17 protein-coding genes and 2 tRNA genes are annotated in these 17,047 nt (G+C 70.9%); 6 read left to right on the top strand and 13 right to left on the bottom strand.

The genetic code is table 11. From position 1 onward, the window contains the following. Positions 1-8: 8 nt before the first annotated feature. The 4 genes from FHW79_RS16705 to FHW79_RS16720 form a co-directional block, all read right to left on the bottom strand. Positions 9-2,924: a PAS domain S-box protein gene (locus tag FHW79_RS16705; RefSeq protein ID WP_183179968.1), complete on the bottom strand. Its 2,916-nt coding sequence runs from the start codon at positions 2,922-2,924 to the stop codon at positions 9-11. A 255-nt stretch (positions 2,925-3,179) separates the two neighbouring features. Continuing rightward, positions 3,180-3,764, bottom strand: a complete 585-nt coding sequence (locus tag FHW79_RS16710; RefSeq protein ID WP_183179969.1) for a carbonic anhydrase — start codon at positions 3,762-3,764, stop codon at positions 3,180-3,182. 254 nt (positions 3,765-4,018) lie between these two features. Continuing rightward, complete coding sequence (locus tag FHW79_RS16715) at positions 4,019-4,192, bottom strand: hypothetical protein (protein WP_155903579.1); 174 nt, start codon at positions 4,190-4,192, stop codon at positions 4,019-4,021. A gap of 113 nt (positions 4,193-4,305) precedes the next feature. Next, positions 4,306-5,481, bottom strand: coding sequence for a mandelate racemase/muconate lactonizing enzyme family protein (locus FHW79_RS16720; RefSeq protein WP_183179971.1), 1,176 nt, complete (start codon positions 5,479-5,481; stop codon positions 4,306-4,308). A gap of 123 nt (positions 5,482-5,604) precedes the next feature. On the opposite strand from FHW79_RS16720, the gene FHW79_RS16725 reads away from it, so the two are divergent. Together FHW79_RS16725 and FHW79_RS16730 are read left to right on the top strand one after the other, a co-directional pair. Continuing rightward, complete coding sequence (locus tag FHW79_RS16725) at positions 5,605-6,528, top strand: LysR family transcriptional regulator (RefSeq protein ID WP_183179972.1); 924 nt, start codon at positions 5,605-5,607, stop codon at positions 6,526-6,528. After that, positions 6,525-7,166 (top strand): glutathione S-transferase family protein, encoded by a 642-nt coding sequence (locus FHW79_RS16730; protein ID WP_183179974.1) that lies wholly within the window; start codon positions 6,525-6,527, stop codon positions 7,164-7,166. Before FHW79_RS16725 ends, FHW79_RS16730 begins: the two co-directional genes overlap by 4 nt. Positions 7,167-7,231: 65 nt before the next feature. Here FHW79_RS16730 and FHW79_RS16735 read toward each other — a convergent pair whose 3' ends face one another. Next, positions 7,232-7,369 (bottom strand): hypothetical protein, encoded by a 138-nt coding sequence (locus FHW79_RS16735; RefSeq protein WP_183179976.1) that lies wholly within the window; start codon positions 7,367-7,369, stop codon positions 7,232-7,234. A gap of 246 nt (positions 7,370-7,615) precedes the next feature. Between FHW79_RS16735 and FHW79_RS16740 the strand changes: the two genes are divergently transcribed. Then, positions 7,616-8,614: an MBL fold metallo-hydrolase gene (locus tag FHW79_RS16740; protein ID WP_183179977.1), complete on the top strand. Its 999-nt coding sequence runs from the start codon at positions 7,616-7,618 to the stop codon at positions 8,612-8,614. Between the two features lie 126 nt (positions 8,615-8,740). Continuing rightward, the gene (locus FHW79_RS16745; RefSeq protein WP_183179978.1) at positions 8,741-8,947 is read left to right on the top strand and encodes a hypothetical protein; all 207 of its coding nucleotides are present in this window, start codon (positions 8,741-8,743) and stop codon (positions 8,945-8,947) included. Positions 8,948-8,954: 7 nt separating this feature from the next. Here FHW79_RS16745 and FHW79_RS16750 read toward each other — a convergent pair whose 3' ends face one another. Beyond that, a complete protein-coding gene (locus FHW79_RS16750) occupies positions 8,955-9,533 on the bottom strand; it encodes a hypothetical protein (protein WP_183179980.1) in 579 nt (192 codons plus the stop codon). Between the two features lie 219 nt (positions 9,534-9,752). Here FHW79_RS16750 and FHW79_RS16755 point away from each other — a divergent pair. After that, positions 9,753-9,828, top strand: a tRNA-Asn gene (locus FHW79_RS16755). Positions 9,829-9,832: 4 nt separating this feature from the next. Beyond that, a tRNA-Asp gene (locus FHW79_RS16760) sits at positions 9,833-9,909 on the top strand. 35 nt (positions 9,910-9,944) lie between these two features. Here the strand turns inward: FHW79_RS16760 and FHW79_RS16765 are convergent. The 7 genes from FHW79_RS16765 to FHW79_RS16795 all read right to left on the bottom strand — a co-directional run bounded on the left by FHW79_RS16765 (position 9,945) and on the right by FHW79_RS16795 (position 16,947). Next, positions 9,945-10,550: a hypothetical protein gene (locus FHW79_RS16765; protein ID WP_183179981.1), complete on the bottom strand. Its 606-nt coding sequence runs from the start codon at positions 10,548-10,550 to the stop codon at positions 9,945-9,947. Between the two features lie 161 nt (positions 10,551-10,711). Then, positions 10,712-11,047: a hypothetical protein gene (locus FHW79_RS16770; RefSeq protein ID WP_183179983.1), complete on the bottom strand. Its 336-nt coding sequence runs from the start codon at positions 11,045-11,047 to the stop codon at positions 10,712-10,714. Positions 11,048-11,215: 168 nt separating this feature from the next. Then, positions 11,216-12,604 carry an alginate export family protein gene (locus FHW79_RS16775; protein ID WP_183179985.1) on the bottom strand — a complete coding sequence of 463 codons (1,389 nt, stop codon included), beginning with the start codon at positions 12,602-12,604 and terminating at the stop codon, positions 11,216-11,218. Beyond that, the gene (locus tag FHW79_RS16780; protein ID WP_183179987.1) at positions 12,601-14,223 is read right to left on the bottom strand and encodes an MFS transporter; all 1,623 of its coding nucleotides are present in this window, start codon (positions 14,221-14,223) and stop codon (positions 12,601-12,603) included. The genes FHW79_RS16775 and FHW79_RS16780 overlap by 4 nt, the downstream gene beginning before the upstream one ends. Next, positions 14,220-14,675: a DoxX family protein gene (locus tag FHW79_RS16785; protein ID WP_183179989.1), complete on the bottom strand. Its 456-nt coding sequence runs from the start codon at positions 14,673-14,675 to the stop codon at positions 14,220-14,222. The genes FHW79_RS16780 and FHW79_RS16785 overlap by 4 nt, the downstream gene beginning before the upstream one ends. A gap of 14 nt (positions 14,676-14,689) precedes the next feature. Beyond that, positions 14,690-16,651, bottom strand: coding sequence for an amidohydrolase (locus tag FHW79_RS16790; RefSeq protein ID WP_183179991.1), 1,962 nt, complete (start codon positions 16,649-16,651; stop codon positions 14,690-14,692). Beyond that, the gene (locus tag FHW79_RS16795) at positions 16,648-16,947 is read right to left on the bottom strand and encodes a XapX domain-containing protein (protein WP_183179992.1); all 300 of its coding nucleotides are present in this window, start codon (positions 16,945-16,947) and stop codon (positions 16,648-16,650) included. Before FHW79_RS16795 ends, FHW79_RS16790 begins: the two co-directional genes overlap by 4 nt. Positions 16,948-17,047 lie beyond the last annotated feature (100 nt).

Below are 17,047 nucleotides of genomic sequence, written 5' to 3' on the forward strand. Positions count from 1 at the left end.
GGGTGGCCTCAACGCTTCCCGGCTTCGGCCACCACCTGCTTCAGATGATGGGACGACACCGGCTTGTGCAGGATGGCGAAGCCGCTGCGCTGGGCCTCGACGATGCGTTCGGGGGCGGTGTCGCCGGTCAGGATGATGCTGGGGATCGCCGCCCGGCAATGGGCGTGGATGGCGCGCAGCGCCTCCGGCCCGGTCTTGCCGTTGCGCAGCCGGTAGTCGGCCAGGATGACGTCCGGCCGCCGCCCGGCCCCGTCGAGCAGGCGGATCGCCTCGTCCCCCGCGGTGGCGGCGATGACCTCGTAGCCCCAGCCCTCCAGCATGGCGCGCAGCCCCATCAGGATGATCACCTCGTCGTCGATGATCAGGACGAGCCGGCTCCCGCCGCCCTCCGTCCGGCCGACCGCGGGGACGGTCATCACGGGACGGGGCGGATCGGCGGCGGGCACGGTGACCAGGAAGGTCGACCCCCTGCCCGGACGCGACCGCAGCGCCACGGAATGGCCGAGCAGAGCGCACAGCCGCCGCACGATGGCGAGTCCGAGACCCAGCCCCTTCTCGCGGTCGCGCTCCGGGTTGCCGAGCTGGGTGAACTCCTCAAAGATGTCCTCCTGGCGGTCCGGCGGGATGCCGGTGCCGCTGTCGCACACGGCGATGTGGAAACGGTGGCGCGACCGCCGCACGCCCAGCAGCACCCCGCCCCGCCCGGTGTAGCGCAGCGCGTTGTCCAGCAGGTTGCGAACGACCCGCTCCAGCAGCATGGGGTCGCTGCGCGCGTGCAGCGTGGTCGGGACGACGCGCAGGGTCAGGCCGCGCCGCGCCGCCTCCGCCGCGTATTCGGCGGCGAGGCGCTCGAAGAGGGGCTGGACGGCCACGGTCGCGGTCACCGGCTCGACCACCCCGGCGTCGAGCTTGGAGATGTCGAGCAAGCCGTCAAGCAGGCGCTTCAGCGCCTCCAGCGCCTGCTGCATGGTCTTCAGCGTATCGTGGCCCGGACCGCCCTGTGTCTGCTCGCCCAGCGCGGAGGTGAGGAAGAACAGCGATTGCACCGGCTGGCGCAGGTCGTGGCTGGCCGCGGCGAGGAAGCGCGACTTCGCGCGGTTGGCCCGCTCCGCCTGGTCCTTGGCGCGGCGCAGCGCCGATTCGGTGCGCTTGCGCTCGGTGATGTCGCGCAGGATTGCCGTGAAGAAGCGGTCGCCGCCGTCGCTCCAGGCCGACAGCGACAGCTCCAGCGGCACCGCCAGCCCGTCGCGGCGGCGCCCTTCGACCTCGCGGGCGACGCCGTCGGCCAGCCGGTCCGAGCTGAGGGGCTCCGAAATGAGGCCGCCGGGGATCAGCCGGCGCACGTCCGTCCCCACCGCGTCGGCCGGGCCATGGCCGAAGATGCGCTCCGCGCCGCGGTTGTAGGTGTGCACCGTGCCCTTGGCGTCGACCAGCAGGATCGCGTCGGCGGCGGTTTCCAGCAGGGAGCGGTGGCGCTCCACGGCCCGCCGGATCGCCCGTTCGTCCTCCTTGCGGCGGGTCACGTCCTGGGCGTAAACGGCCAGCCGGTCGCCGGTGGCGAACAGGCGCAGGGCGTACCAGTCGCCGCCGCCCCGTTCCTCGCCGCCGGCCAACCGGATTTCGAATTCCTCCGGCTCCCCCCGGTCCAGAGCGTCGCGGAAGCGCGCGGTGAAGGGCTCGGCCACGCCGGGTGGCAGCAGGGCCACGAAGACATGGCCCACGAGGTCCCCGCCGTCGCCGAACAGGCGCGCCGCCTTCTCGTTGGCGAAGGTCACCCGCCCCTCATGGTCCAGTTCCACCACCGAGTCGGTGGAGGCGGCGAGAATCGCGGCCATGCGGTGTTCGGCGGCGTGGGCGGCGTCGCGGGCCAGTTCCCGCGCCTGAAGCTCCTGCGCCATGGAGTCGAAGGCGCGGCCCAAGGCACCGATCTCCGAGCGGTCGCCCGGCCGTCCGATCCGCGCGTTGCGGTCCCCGGCGCTCCAGCGCTCCACCACCCGCTTCAGCCGGGCCACCGGGCGCAGCACGAACAGGCGCGCGCCGATCCAGGCCGCGATGAGGGACAGCGCCGCCGCCAGCGCCAGCAGGTAGGCGCTCCGCTCGGCCGCGGCGGTGACGGGGCGCAGCGCCTCCGTCCGGTCCAGCCCGACCGCCAGGAACAGCTCGCGGACCTTCTGGTCGACTGGGGCGTAGGCGAGGATGCGCGGCTCGCCATCCAGCCCGGCGACCTCCGCCACCCCGTCGGACGGCGCGCGCAGCAGGGCCATCAGCGGTTCGGGCAGCGGCTTGCCCACCCGCTGCTCGTCGGTCCCGGGGAACCGGCCCAGCACGGTGCCGTTGCGGTCGGCGAGCACCAGCATGGCGTTCGGCGGCAGCGGCTTTTCCGCCAGATACTCGCGCAGCCATCCGGCGTCGAGCGCGATGGACACCACCCCCGCCATGCGGCCCGCCCCGTCGGTGTAGGGCGCCGCGAAGGGCAGCACGGGGCGCCCGTCCAACCGCCGCACCGCGTAGTCGCCGACGACGAAGCCCTGCCCGTAGAGCGCCATGCGGATGTGCGGCAGGGCCGCCACCATCAGGCCGTTCAGCTTGGCGTCGCTGGCGCAGCGGACCGAGCCGTCGAGATCGGTCAGGGCGATGCCCTTCACCCGCGGCAGCCGGCCGCGCAGGCGGTTCAGGGTGGAGGAGCATTGCTGCGGATCGACGGCGAGCCGCGGCGCCATCTCGGCCACCGTCACCAGCACGCCGCGCATGCCCTCTACGACCCTCTGCTGCTCGTCCTGGATCAGGGTCAGAAGGCGGCGGGCCTCCGCCTCGGCCTGCCGCTCACCCGCCTCGATGGCGGTCAGGCTGTTGTGGGCCAGGATGCCGATGGCCGGCAGGCTGGCGAGGAGAACAAGCAGGACAAGGCGTGTGAGAATGCTCATCGGCGGCCCGGGAACAGCACGGCGGAAGGGAACGGCACAACCCTGCACTTCCCAAGGGACGGGACGGCACCCCGGGTCCGATGCACGCCGTCGTATTCGCGGCAGCGGTGTCCCGCTACCTCGCCGGCCACATCCTTACCTTGCGTTTACCAAAAGGAGGGGCTGCGCTCAACCGACTATTTCGCATACGAATTATAGCGGCGCCGGAGGAACGGGTCACCGATGCCCCGGCGCCGCGGGATTTTCCACCGGTTCTCAGGCGGATTCGGCGATGACCTCGACGCGGCCGTCGAGCGCCATCAGCAACAGCTCCACCTCAAGGTCGGGGTGCCGCTCCTTGATCCCGGCGCCCAGCGCGCGGAGTTGCTCGGCGTGGATGGCGGTTTCCCTCTCCGGGTCCGCCGCGACGTCCGTCTTCAGGAAGACGCGGTAGGCGCCGCAGTCGCGATGGTCCATGACCATCACGCGCCTGATCCGGTGCAGTTGCTTGGCAACCGCCACATGGTCCCAGAAGGCCTCGCCCCATGCCTTTTTCTGGTCGGTCAAGGCGCCCAGCGACGCGCCGGCCAGGATCACATGGTCGTAGCGGTTGGTCAGCCCGCGCCCGTCCATGTAGCGGCCGATGTCGTCGATCAGCCGGTAATCCATGCAGGAGAGCAGAAGCGCGTCCACCTCGCCGCCGGGCTGGGCGGCGCGGGCGCCGCCGGAGGTCAGGGGCGCCATCAGCGCAGCCCCGGCGCCCAGCGTGGCGATTTTCAGAAAGGTCCGGCGCGAGTCGTGCCGAAGGCCGCCGCAACAGGTCGAGCCGAAGTCAATTCCGGTGCTGTGTCGGTACTGCATGAGGTCTCCACGTCGCTGAGGTTTCGTGGGGCCGAACGCCCGCGGAAACCGCATTACCTCACCGCTTCCGAGACAGCATTATTCGTGAACGAATCTTTCATGGACCAGAAGGGCACAGCATGATGACAGGACTATCTGGACAAACTGGAACGAGAACCTTCGGCCCGTCCACCCGGCGCCAAAAAGAAACGGGCCGTTTCCCGGATGGAAAACGGCCCGTTCGGCATGGTGCTGCCGGTGTTGCGTTGCTGGTATCAGCCGCGGGTGCTGCCCGAAGCCCGGTCGCCGGTGGCGACCGTGTCACTGGCCGGCTTTTGCGTGCCGGCGCTGGCGCTGTGGCTGGAGGAGCAATCCGCGCTGGCGACCCCCGCCGTCAGGAGGGCGGCGAGACCGAACAGAACGGCTACCGGCTTGGCTCCATGAGACATTGGATCACCTCCTTTCAAAACTGTTGAACACCGCAACAGCATGTGAGGACGATCCGGCGCGAGTCAACGCCTTATGCCGCCCGTACAGGGTACGGCGCAAAACGGAGACTGGCTCAGTTTGCCGTCTCCAGCGCCTCCCGCATGGTGCGGAACAGCTCCGCCTTGTCCTCGAAGCCGATGCCCGGCTGGTCCGGCAGGCGGACGCGCCCGTCCTCCACCGCGATGCTGTCGGCGAAGCCGCAGAAGGGCTTGAACACGTCCGGGTAGGACTCGTTGCCGCCCAGATGCAGGCCGGCGGCGATGTTCAGCGACATCTGGTGGCCGCCGTGCGGCACGACGCGGCGGCTCGACCAGCCGTTCTCCGCCAGCATGTCCAGCGTGCGCATGTACTCGACGAGCCCGTAGCTGAGCGCGCAGTCGAATTGCAGCCAGTCGCGGTCCGGGCGCATGCCGCCGTGGCGGATCAGGTTGCGGGCATCCTGGTGGCTGAACAGGTTCTCGCCCGTCGCCATGGGGCGGTCATAGTGGTTCGCCAACTCGGCCTGGAGCGCGTAGTCGAGCGGGTCGCCGGCCTCCTCGTACCAGAAGAGATTGTAGGGCTTCAGCGCCTCGGCGTAGGCGATGGCGGTCTTCAGGTCGAAGCGGCCGTTGGCGTCGACGCAGAGGTTCCGGCCGTCGCCGACCACCTCCAGCACCGCCTCGATGCGGCGCAGGTCGTCCTCCAGCGAGGTGGCGCCGATCTTCATCTTCACGACCTTGTAGCCGCGGTCGCGGTAGCTGCGCATCTCGTCCTGGAGCGCTTCCACCCCCTTGCCGGGGTAGTAGTAGCCGCCCGCGGCGTAGACCCAGACCGACTCGTCGGCCACGCCGCCGCGGTAGCGGTCGGCGAGCAGGCGGTAGAGCGGCTTTCCGGCGATCTTCGCCACGGCGTCCCACACCGCCATGTCGATGGTGCCCACCGCGACCGAGCGTTCGCCATGGCCGCCCGGCTTCTCGTTGGTCATCAGCCGCGCCCAGATCCTGAACGGGTCCAGGTTGCCGTTCGCCTCGTCGATCAGGCTGTCGGGGGCGGCCGAGGTCAGGCGGGGGATGAAGCGCTCCCGCATCAGGCCGCCGGCGCCGTAGCGTCCGTTGGAATTGAAGCCGTAGCCGATCACCGGCTTGCCGTCGCGCACCACGTCGGTGATGACCGCCACGGTGGAGCAGGTCATCTGGCTGAAGTCGATGTAGGCGTTGGCGATGTCGGACTTGATGCCGACGGTCTTTTCCCGGATCTCCACGATGCGCATGGCGCTGCTTCCCTTTGGCTTTTCCGATGCCGTGGGCCGCAGGATAGGGATGGACGGGACCGCCGGGCCAATGCCAGTTTCAAATCGCATGATGCGCGTCCGGCATGGGCTGATGAGTCACCGATGGAACTGAACTGGCTTGAGGATTTCCTCGCCCTGGCGGAATGCGGCAACTTCTCCCGCGCGGCGCAGCGGCGCAACTTGACCCAGCCGGCCTTCAGCCGACGCATCCGCGCGCTGGAGGACTGGACCGGCACGCCGCTGTTCGACCGCAGCACCCAGCCGGTCGGGCTGACCGAGGCCGGGTGCCGCTTCCGCCCCTTCGCCGACGAGACGGTGCGCCGCCTCCTGCAAGGGCGGGAGGAGGCGCGGCTGGCCGGCGGCGCGGCGGCCACGGCGCTGCGCTTCGCGGCGACCCACGCGCTGTCGCTGACCTTCTTCCCGACCTGGCTGAGCCGGCTGGAGGGGCAGGCGCGGCTGGGCGCCATCCATCTGCTGTCCGACAGCATGCAGGCTTGCGAGCAGGTGATGACCCAGGGGCAGGCGCAGTTCCTGCTGTGCCACGCCCATGCGGCGGCCCCGTCCCGGCTGGAGGCCGGGGCCTTTCGCTCGGCCGCGGTGGGAAGCGACCGCCTGGTGCCGGTCTGCGCACCGGATGGGACTGGCGCGCCGCGACATTCCCTGTCCGGCGGCGGGGCCGCCCTGCCCCATCTCGCCTACAGCCCGGAATCCGGCATGGGGCGCATCGTCACGGCGGCGCGCGGCGGCTTTCCAACACCTCTGGCGCTCGATACCGTCTTCACCTCGCACCTCGCCGCGGTGCTGCGCACGCTGGCCCGCGACGGGCGCGGCGTGGCGTGGCTGCCGGACAGCCTGATCGGCGAAGACCTGGCGCAGGGACGGCTGGCGCGGGCCGGCGGGACGGGTTGGGAAATCCCGGTGGAGGTGCGGCTCTACCGCCCGCGCGCCCGCCAGAGCCCGGCCGCGGAAGCCTTCTGGGCGTTGGCGGCGGAGCAGGCGCCGCAGGATGGGAGGAATCGGGAATGAGCGGAGCGGGTTGCAGGCTTTATGGGGCGCCCGGCTGGGGGTCCGTCCTGGTGGAAGCGATGCTGGTCCAGTGCGGCGCGCCCTTCGTCTTCGAGGACGTCGAGGGCTTCGACACGCCGGGCGAGGCGCGGCAACGGCTGCTGGCGCTGAATCCGCTGGGACAGATCCCGACCCTGGTCCTGCCGGACGGGACGGTGATGACGGAAAGCGCGGCCATCGCGCTGCTGCTGGCCGAACGGCACCCGGAGTCCGGACTGGCCCCGCCACCGGACTCGCCGGAGCGGGCGGCCTTCCTGCGGCTGCTGATCTGGCTGGTGGCGAACGTCTACCCAACCTTCACCTACGGCGATTATCCGGAGCGCTGGGTAGCGGAAGCCCCGGAGACACTCGGCGCGGCGATGGTGGAGCGGCGCAAGACGCTGTGGCTCTGGCTGGAATCGCAGATCGGCGATGGCCCGTGGGTGCTGGGGGAGCGCTTCAGCGCGCTCGACATCTACGTCGGGGCGATGGTGCACTGGCGGCCCCGCCGCGCTTGGTTCGCGGAACACTGCCCGAAGCTGTCGGGTGTGGCGGAGCGGGTGCTTGCCCTGCCGAAGCTGGCGCCGGTCTGGAACCGGAACTTCACGCCAGCATCCTGAACCGAACGCCCGAAGGATTCTTCATACAGCACGGGGGCGGCCGATGAGCCGCCCCCGTTCGACAATCAACGCTCGTTGATGGCGCGATACACGATGTAGGCCGGGGTCGCGCGCAGCCAGGCGCCGAGGAACTCGCGGACGGCCTGGAGGGCGGAGGACGGGGCGCGGTCGCTGCCGATGTGGGTGTAGGTCGAGCTGTTCATGATGATCTCCAATCGTTGGGAGTCGTTATCGGGGGCGTTGTTCGTTGAGACCAATATGCTCTGGTATACCCAATACCACACGCGCGCTTCTTGCAGGGCAGACCCCGAAAAATGCAACGCTTTCAATGCTTTATCAATCCGACATTCCGTTGCTTGAACTGTTCACGCAACGGACACCGGATTCTTGCCGCATCGCGGGAGACAGCGATCTAGCCAAAGCCGCCGCACCACCCCACTTTTCGTGTCATGCCGCGCGACGACAGCCAGCCCCGCTTTCCCGTCGTCCCGTCCGACCATTGGGACGGGCGCCGTTTCTTCAACCCTCACGCCGACACGGACAGGAGCCCGCGCGAGCTGTGGCGGCTCTACAAGGCGCGTGGCCCACGCTGGACCCCGCCGGATCCGGAGCCGCCCCGCCCCTTCCGTCCCGTCACTCCGGCGCGCGGCGAGGTGGCGGTCACCTTCATCGGGCAGGCGACCTTCCTGATCCAGATCGGCGGGGCGGCCTTCCTGACCGACCCCGTCTATTCCGACCACGCCGGCCCCTTCGGGCGGCTGGGGCCGAAGCGGGTGCGCCCGCCCGCGGTGCGCATGGAGGATTTGCCGGCTGTCGACGCCGTGCTGCTCAGCCACAACCACTACGACCATCTCGACGCCCCGACGCTCCGCCATCTGGCGCGGCGGCGCGGCGTGCCGCAGGTGATGACGGGCCTCGGCAACGGCCCGATGATGCGCCGCGCCGGCTTCGACGCGGTGCATGAACTGGACTGGTGGGACAGCCTGCCCGGCCCGCACGGCACCCGCATCACCTTCGTCCCGGCGCAGCACTGGTCCGCCCGCACCCCCTTCGACCGGCGCCGGACGCTGTGGGGCGGCTTCGTGGTGGAAACGCCGGAGGTCGCCGTCTATTTCGCGGGCGACAGCGGCTATTGCCCGCATTTCCGGGAGATCGGACGGCGGTTCGGCGCCATCGACGTCGCCCTGCTGCCGATCGGCGCCTACGAGCCGCGCTGGTTCATGGCTTCTCAGCACATGAACCCGGCCGACGCCGTGCGGGCGCACCGCGACCTGGGGGCGCGACACAGCGTCGCCATGCATTTCGGCACCTTCCAGCTCACCGCGGAGGGCATCGACGCCCCCGTCCGGGCGCTGCACCACGCCCTGGCCGAACAGTCGGTCGATCCCGGACATTTCGCGATCCCCGGCTTCGGCGAGCCGCTGCGCTTCCGCCGCCCGTCGGCCTAGTGCCCGACCTGGTGGATAGGAGGATTCGCCCAGCGGCCTATGGCGCAAGCGCGATGGACGGGACCGCGCGGATCGGAGTAACGCCTTCAGGGACAGCACCAACCACACAGGCGGAGCCGGGCCTAAATGCAGTTGGAAATCAATGCCTTCGTCAGTTCCCTCGGCAGCGAATCGGACCACGGCCCCGACGCGTTGGAGCGGGTGCGGGACAGCATGCGGTCCCTGGCCGACACACTCTCCGCGCTGAACCTGGGAATTGTTCTGGAGGTGCGCGACGTGCAGCGGCTGCAAACCGTCGCCCGCATCGTCCAGGCCGACGCGCCGAACCGTTGACCGGCGCCTATCGCCGCAGCGGGCAGGCCCGTCGGGCCAACCGGGCGTTCAAGTCGCCGGTCTCCACCACCGGCTCGCCCTGGCTGCGCATCACAAAGCCGAAGGTGTCCATCACGCGGTCCAGCACGATCTCCTGGTCGTCCGGACGGCGGCTGACCATCACCACGGCGTAGCCGGCGGAGCGGGCCACCGCCGGTTCTCCGCGCAGGCCGCGCACGCCCCAGCCGGCCAGCGCGCCCTTGCAGCGGAACAGTTCCACCGACAGGCCGGCGCCGCCGGTCGCCCCGGCCACCACATAGCCGGCGGCCACCGCCAGCGGTGCCAGCAGCCCGTCCCAGTCCAGGCAGTCCTCCCGCGACACCCACATGCCGCCGACCGAACAGGGGGCGGCGCCGATGGCCTCGCCCAGCCCGGCGCGGAAAGCGCGCAGCACCTCGACAGCATTCGCTGCGGGCATCGGCTCCACCCGGTGGCCGTCCGGCATCAGCATCAGCCGTCCGGCCCACTCGGTGGAAGGCGGAAGCTGCTCGGTAAGGCGGGCGAGAAGGGCTTCGCGCGCCTGGGCGAAGGGAACGACCTTGGACATGGGGAACGGGGACCAGCGGCTGGAAATTGGAACGGGGACCGGGGCCGGAAGGAAGCGAAAGCCACGCCTCCTGTCAACCGGCGCGCGAGACCTTCGCCACATTTCCGCCCCATTGTCACGGCCCTGCATCGCCGCCGCGGGTGCCGGACAGAAAATACCGCCGTCGGGTCGTTTTCCCCTTGCCAGCCCCCGGAAAGGGGCTTATAAGCCGGCCTCCGTTCCGGATTAGCTCAGTCGGTAGAGCAGCGGACTGTTAATCCGCGTGTCGCTGGTTCGAGTCCAGCATCCGGAGCCATATTGCGGGTGTAGCTCAGTTGGTTAGAGCGCCGGCCTGTCACGCCGGAGGCCGCGGGTTCAAGTCCCGTCACTCGCGCCACCTTCCCTCCTCGGTGGCCTTCTTCTCCCCCCTCTTCATCGCATCACGGTGACCGTGGCGGCCTCCGTCCGGCTGATCACCACCTCGTCGCCGGGCTTCACCGTCTCCAGCCCCTGCACGTCGGACGGGACCGGCACCGTGCGCGTGCGGCCCTGCGGCCCGCGCAGCGTGACCGTCCGCCGGTTGAGGTCGATGGCCTCGACGACCTCCGTCACCTGGGTGGTGGTGATCGCCGACGCGCGCGGCATCTCGCCGACCGCGGCGCGATCCGTGCTGCTCCGCTGAACGGCCCCCGGTCCGCCACCCGGCGGCTGGGTGACGATGTTGGTCAGGCGGGCGTACTCGATCTGCACGGTATCCCCCACCTTGATGCGGTCGAAATTGCGCACCCCGGCGCCGGCGGTCACCGCCTCCTCCCGCCCGTCCTGGAATTGCAGGATGACCGTCCGCGCCGCCTTGTCGACGCCACGGACCTTGGCGGTGGAGCGGACATTCTCGACCATGGACAGCCGCGGCGTGGGCTCGGCGCTCGCCGGGGCCATGGCGGCGGACGGCGGCGCGGTTTCGGACGCCGGCGCGCAGCCGGCCAGGGCCGCGCCGGTCAGGAACACCGCAAGGATGGCACGGACTCGGCGCTTCATGGATCGTCTCCGCCTGTGTTTGGGTCGCTTGGATGGTTGGGTCGCTCGGACGGCAACGTTACGCAGGCGCCCGGCGTTCCCAACACGGAGCGGGCGTAAGTTACCGTATCGCACCGCAACCGTCGCTGCGAACGGCAAAGCCCCGCCGACCGCGGCACGCTTCAGGGACGGATGCGCTGCCGGAAGGCGAGGAACTCCTGCCGGTCGAGCGTGGAATCGCGGTTGGTGTCGGCGATGAGGAACGCCTCGTCGATGACCGTGATGAACTCCAAGCTGTCGATCCGCCCGTCCGGCCCGGCCGCGCGGCCGAAAACCTCGGGCAGCAGCGGTGTCTCGTTAAGCGTCAGCACGAGATCCCGGTTCCGGTCCCAGACATAGAAGACCAGAATCTTGTTGTTCTGAAACTCCGCGTTCGAAATCCGCCCGTCGTGATTCTCGTCGAACAGGTCGAACACGTCGGCCCCCTGCGCCGTCCGATCCGGCATCTCGGCGGCCATGGCCGACGTCGGCAATCCGACCGGCGAAGCAAGAGTTGCGAGGAGAAGAAGGACCGGACCGGTGCTGCGGACCATGCTGCTGCGCCCCCATGCATCACGACGTTCGCAACCATGCCGTCAAAGGAGGGGATCGGCGCAGGTACCGTACCGAAACATACCGATGGCCCATCAGAACTTGAACACCGCCTCCATCCCGACGAAGTGGATCGTCTTCGCGGGGCCGGCGTCCTGGAGGAAGGAGCCGGGCCGGAACAGGGAGTAGGACAACAGCCCCTCGACCGTGCGCCCGGCAGCGTAGGACAGCACAAGCTCCCCCTGCGTGCCGATGTAACGCGACCGCGACCCGGCACCGGAGCGGAGCAGGGTCCCGGACAGGTCGTAGACACCGTCCTCCAGACTCATCCGCCAATAGGCGATGGCCGAGGCGGAGAGGCTGAAGTCGTCCGACAGCGCCACATCCACGGAGGGATGCAGGTTCATCAGGTTCAGCGGCCCGACCGGAGTCAATTCCCCGAAATACTTCGCGCGGGGGAAGAGGGGGTTGAAGGTGCCGAGCCGCCCGTCGCCGGGATCGCGGTCGCCGCTGGCGATGTTGGCCTTCAGCCCGAGCCGCGGGCGCAGCGGGACGTTTTCCCAGCGGTGGCCGGTGTCGCTGGCGACCGACCAGGCGGCGATGGTTTCACCGTCGATGCGGCCGGTCTGGAGCATGGCCTCCCAGTTCCAATCCCAGCCGTCGGCCTTTCCGAACAGGCGGGTGCCCAGCGTGTGCCGCTCCTCCCGTCCCTGCCCGCCCTCGAACGACGCCGCCCGGTTGCCGTAGCCGATGTAGTAGGCGCCCAATCCCGTGCCCCGGCCCGACCCCGCGCCGCGCGTGGCGTACAGCCCCCAGGTGGAATGCCCGCCGTCGCGCCGGTCGTCGAACAGGTCCGGCGCCGCGCGGACCGGGCGTCCGAGGAAGCCGTCCACCCGCCAGGGACCGGCGGTCGCGATGCCCGTCACCGCGTCAAAGGCGCGCGGCACGTTGGCGCCATAGCGCAAGCTGATCAGCCGCTCCGACCCGTAGGCGAGCATCTGGCGCCCCGCCCGCAGCGTGCCCTGCGCGTCCCCCAGCGGGACGGACAGGTCGGCGAAGCCCTGCAGCAGGTCGGCGCGATCGACGTCCGGCGCCCCCTCCGGCCCGAGCTTGCCAGCCGAGCCGGCCATGATCAGTTGCCCGAAGACGCGCAGGGCCGGGCCGGCGCGCAGGTCGGCGTAAGGCAGCAGGCGCCACAGGCCGTAGGAGTCGTTTCTCGGCTCGTCCTGCCCCCAGCCGCTGTTGCGCACCGCCTCGCCGCGCAGCCGCGCCTCCAGCCCGGTGGACAGGGAAACCGTGCCGCCGGGGGTGAGCGGGATCGCCTTGAAGCGCTCCCAGAAGGCGCCGCTGCCCGCCGCGGGATCGAGGAGATAGCGGTAATCCTCGTCGTAGCGGCTGTTGGTCAGGGGCGGGGGCGTCTCCGCGAGGAGCGGGGCGGACTGGAGCAGCAGAGCCGCAACCAGCGCCCCGCGCCACCGCCTCACGACGCCTTTCCTGCGCCGTGTTCCAGCGCCAGGAAATGCGACACCCGCGGCGGCCCGTCGCCGCAGTGGAAGGCCAGAGCCTCCTTCTGCACGTCCGCGTCGGCGTGCGACACCCGGCGGTGCTGGCGCTGGTGCTCCGCCCAGGATTCGACGAAGAACCACTCCAGCACCCGCTCCGGATCGCCGGAATCCTGGCTGACGCCCCAGGCGTAGGCGCCGTCCCGCCGCCGCGCCTCCGACAGGCGGCGCAGCGCGGCGTGGAAGGCGTGCTGGTCGGCGGCGGCCACCCGGTACTCGATGGTGATCAGCACCGGGCCGCGGTCGTTGCGCACCGGCTCGGCGGTCAGCGGCTCCGGCCAATGGTTGGACGGGGTGAGGTCGGCCTCGCCTTCCGGCAGCGGCACCGCGCGGGACAGCATCGCGACGGCGAGCAGCCCGGCGGCGCTGACCCACAGGGTAGCCGGCACGCCGATCGCTTCGGCCAGCGCGCCCCAGCCGAGGCTGCCCGCCGTCAGGGCGCCGTTGAACACCGTCAGGTACAGCGCCAGCCCGCGCCCGCGCACCCAGTTCGGCAGAATGGCCTGGGTCGTCGCGCTCAGCGTCGTCAGCACGGCGATCCAGGCCGCACCGGCGCCGAGCAGGACCGGCAGCGCCAGCCAGCGCGGCGGGGCCAGGGCCAGGATGCCCATGACGACGGCGGTGACCAGCGCCGCCGCCAGCATGAGGCCGTCCGCGCCCAGACGCTCGCGCAGGCGCGGCAGGACGGTCGCCCCGCCGATGGCCCCCGCCCCCACGGCGCCGAGCAGCAGGCCGTAGAAGCCCGGCCCGCCGCCCAGCATCGGCCCGGCGACGATGGGCAGCAAGGCCCACAGGGCGCTGGCGCAGGCGAAGAACAGGCCGGCGCGCAGGAAGACGCGGTGCAGCTCCTTGCTGGCGCGGGCGTAGCGCAGCCCGGCGCGCAGCGCGCCGCCGAACTGCTCCGACAGATCGTCGCGGGCATCGGGGGTGCGCCGCCACCACAGCAGGGCGGCGATGACGATGATGTAGGAGGAGACGTCCACCGCGTAGGTGGCGGCGGCCCCGGCGGCGGCCAGGATCGCGCCGCCTGCCGCGGGGCCGATGGCGCGGGCGATGTTGATGCCCAGGCTGTTCAGCGCCACCGCGCCCTTCAGCTCGCCGCGCGGCACCAGCTCCGGCACGATGGACTGCCAGACCGGCGCCATCAGCGCCGCCCCGACGCCGCCGAGGAAGGTCAGCCCGGCGATGGAGGCCACGCTGGCGACGCCCAGCCACGCCTGGATCATCAGCGCGGCGCTGACGCAGGCGAGCAGGCACTGGATGACGATCAGCATCCGCCGCCGGTCCATGATGTCCGACAGCACGCCCGCCGGGATCGCCAGCAGGAAGATGGGCAGCGAGCCCGCCGCCTGGATCAGCGCGACGGTGGAGGGCGATCCCGACAGGTCGAGCACCAGCCACGCGCTCGCCACGTCGCGCATGAAGGTGCCGACGTTGCCCAGCACCGCCGCCACCCAGAGCACGGCGAACAGCCGGTTGCGCAGCGGCGCGAAGGCCCCGGCCGGCTTGGTTCCGGGGGTGGGAACGGTCTCGGCGGTCATGCGGACCCTCCCCGGCGGTGGGAGTCGCGGTGGGTCAGCACCGCCGCCGCCGCGAAGCCGCCGACGATGGCCAGATGCTCCAGGAAGGTGGCGGTCTGGCGGGCGCGATCCGGCCCCTCATAGGTCCAGAAGGCGTGGGCGAGCAGCGTGGCGACCACCGTGAAGCCGGCGAGAAGCCCGGCGCCGAGCCAGCACCAGCGCCGTGTCAAAAACAGCGCCGACCCGCCGAGCTGGGTGACGATCACCGCCACCGCGACGAGGACCGGCAGGCCGAGCCCCAGCCCCGCCGCCTCGGCCACCGCACCGTTGAAATCCGTCAGCTTGACCAGCCCGCTGACCAGGAAGGGCGCCGCCAGCGCGAGGCGGGCGAGCCAGGCGGTCCCCGGCCAGTCGAGCAGGGTGGCGATCGGCGCACCGGCGGAGCCCTTGCGCGTGTAAAGAGTGTCGGCCATCGTTCCGCTCCCCCTCACACCGCCCAGCAGCCGCAGCCGAACACGCCCCAGAAGCTGCGCGCGTCGGACGAGGGCACGTCGGCGCCCAGCGCCGCCGCGTGGTCGTGGCCGTGCACGGCGCAGCCGGAATGGCAACCGCACTCCGCCGCCTGCCGCTGCACCGTCTTGGGATCGCGGTGATAGCCGCCGACCGTGGCGACCGGCGACCAGTCGGGCATCGGCTTGGGCAGCGGCGGGGCGAGCGTGCCGTAATCGCCCTCGCCATGCACCACGGCGCCGCCCAGCAGGGTCAGGACCGAGCGGATGTGTGGGATGCGGTCCTCCGGCACCGCCATGTAGTCGTCGCTGAGCAGCGCCGCGTCGGCGAGTTGCCCGGCCTCGATCCGGCCCTTCTTGCCCTGCTCGTTGGAGAACCAGGTGTTGGCCTCCGTCCACAGGCGCAACGCCGTCTCGCGGTCCAGCCGGTTCGCCATCGGGTAGAGCGACAGCCCGCCCACCGTCTTGCCGGTGACCAGCCAGGACAGCGAGACCCAGGGGTTGTAGCTGGCGACGCGGGTGGCGTCCGTCCCGGCGCCCACCGGCACCCCGGCGGCCATCATCTTCGCGATGGGCGGCGTGGCCTCGGCGGCCTTGGCGCCGTAGCGCTCCACGAAGTACTCGCCCTGGTAGGCCATGCGGTGCTGCACGGCGATGCCGCCGCCGAGCGCGGCGATGCGGTCGATGTTGCGCTCGCTGATCGTCTCGGCGTGGTCGAAGAACCAGTTCAGCCCCTGCAACGGGATGTCGCGGTTGACCTTCTCGAAGACGTCGAGCGCCCGGCCGATGGTCTCGTCGTAGGTGGCGTGCAGCCGCCACGGCCAGCGCCGCTCGGCCAGCAGGCGGACCACCGGCTCCAGGTCCGTCTCCATATTGGGCGGCATCTCGGGTCGGGCGACGCGGAAGTCCTCGAAGTCGGCGGCGGAATAGACCAGCATCTCCCCCGCCCCGTTCAGGCGGTAACGGTCGTCGCCGTCGCCCGGCTTCACCGTGTCGGACCAGTTGGCGAAGTCCTGCAACTCCTCCTTCGGCTTCTGGGTGAACAGGTTGTAGGCGATGCGCAGGGTCATCTCGCCGTCGGCGTGCAGCTTCTCGATGATCGCGTAGTCGTCGGGATAGTTCTGGAAGCCGCCGCCGGCGTCGATCACGCTGGTGACGCCCAGACTGTTCAGCTCCCGCATGAAATGGCGGGTGGAGTTGACCTGATACTCCTCCGGCAGCTTCGGCCCCTTGGCGAGGGTGGAGTAGAGGATCATCGCGTTGGGCAGGGCGAGCAGCAGGCCGGTCGGGTTGCCGGCGGCGTCGCGCTGGATCTCGCCGCCCGGCGGGTTGGGCGTGTCCTTGCCATACCCCACCGCCCGCAGCGCCGCGCCGTTCAGCAGCGCGCGGTCGTACAGGTGCAGGATGAAGACCGGCGTGTCGGGGGCGGCGGCGTTCAACTCCTCCAGCGTCGGCAGGCGCTTCTCGGCGAACTGGTGCTCGGTGAAGCCGCCGACGACGCGCACCCATTGCGGGGCGGGGGTGCGGGCCACCTGGGCGCGCAGCATCGCCATGGCGTCGGCCAGGGTCGGCACGCCGTCCCAGCGCAGCTCCATGTTGTAGTTCAGGCCGCCGCGGATGACGTGGATGTGGCTGTCGATCAGGCCGGGGATCAGGCGGCGTCCCTTGGCGTCGATCACCGCGGCGTCGTGGGCGGCGGCGGCGCGCACCTCGGCCTCCCGCCCCACGGCGAGGAAGCGCCCGTCGCGGATCGCCACGGCGTCGGCCTGCGGGTTGGCGCGGTCGAGCGTCGTGATGCGGGCGTTGACGATCAGAAGGTCGGAAGACGGCATGGCGGCATTCCCAAGGCGGGTGAGCAGGGGCGAGGCGAGCAGAGTGGCGGCGGCGCCTCCGGCGATGGCGCCGCGGCGGCCGATCCCGGGGCGGCCGGTCCCGGTCATGCCCGGCCCCGCGGGGGCGCGTCAGCGGCGGGTGCCGGCGGGGTCGCGGCATCGGGAGCGGCGGCGCTGCCGGCCTGCGGCCCCAGAATGTGGCGGGCGCAGTCGTTCTGGATGAAGGCGAGGACCGGCTGCCCGGCGATCAGCCGCTTGACCACCGGCACCGCCTGCTCGCCGACCAGCATGCCGAGCAGGCCGATCAAGGCGATGGTGGGCGGTGCGGGGGAGCGGACGCCGAGAAACGCGTAGAGGACGCCGACCAGGATGCCGGCGCCGAGGGAAAGCAGATAGGGCATCATGGCGTGCCTGTTCTTCGTCCGGATGGGCGGAAAGAGGCGGACCGGCCCCGGGAAGGGTCGGGACCGGTCCGCCGCGGCGCGGGGCATCGGGCGCCGCAAA

This window comes from Azospirillum sp. OGB3 (assembly GCF_014192915.1).
Classification (GTDB): domain Bacteria; phylum Pseudomonadota; class Alphaproteobacteria; order Azospirillales; family Azospirillaceae; genus Azospirillum.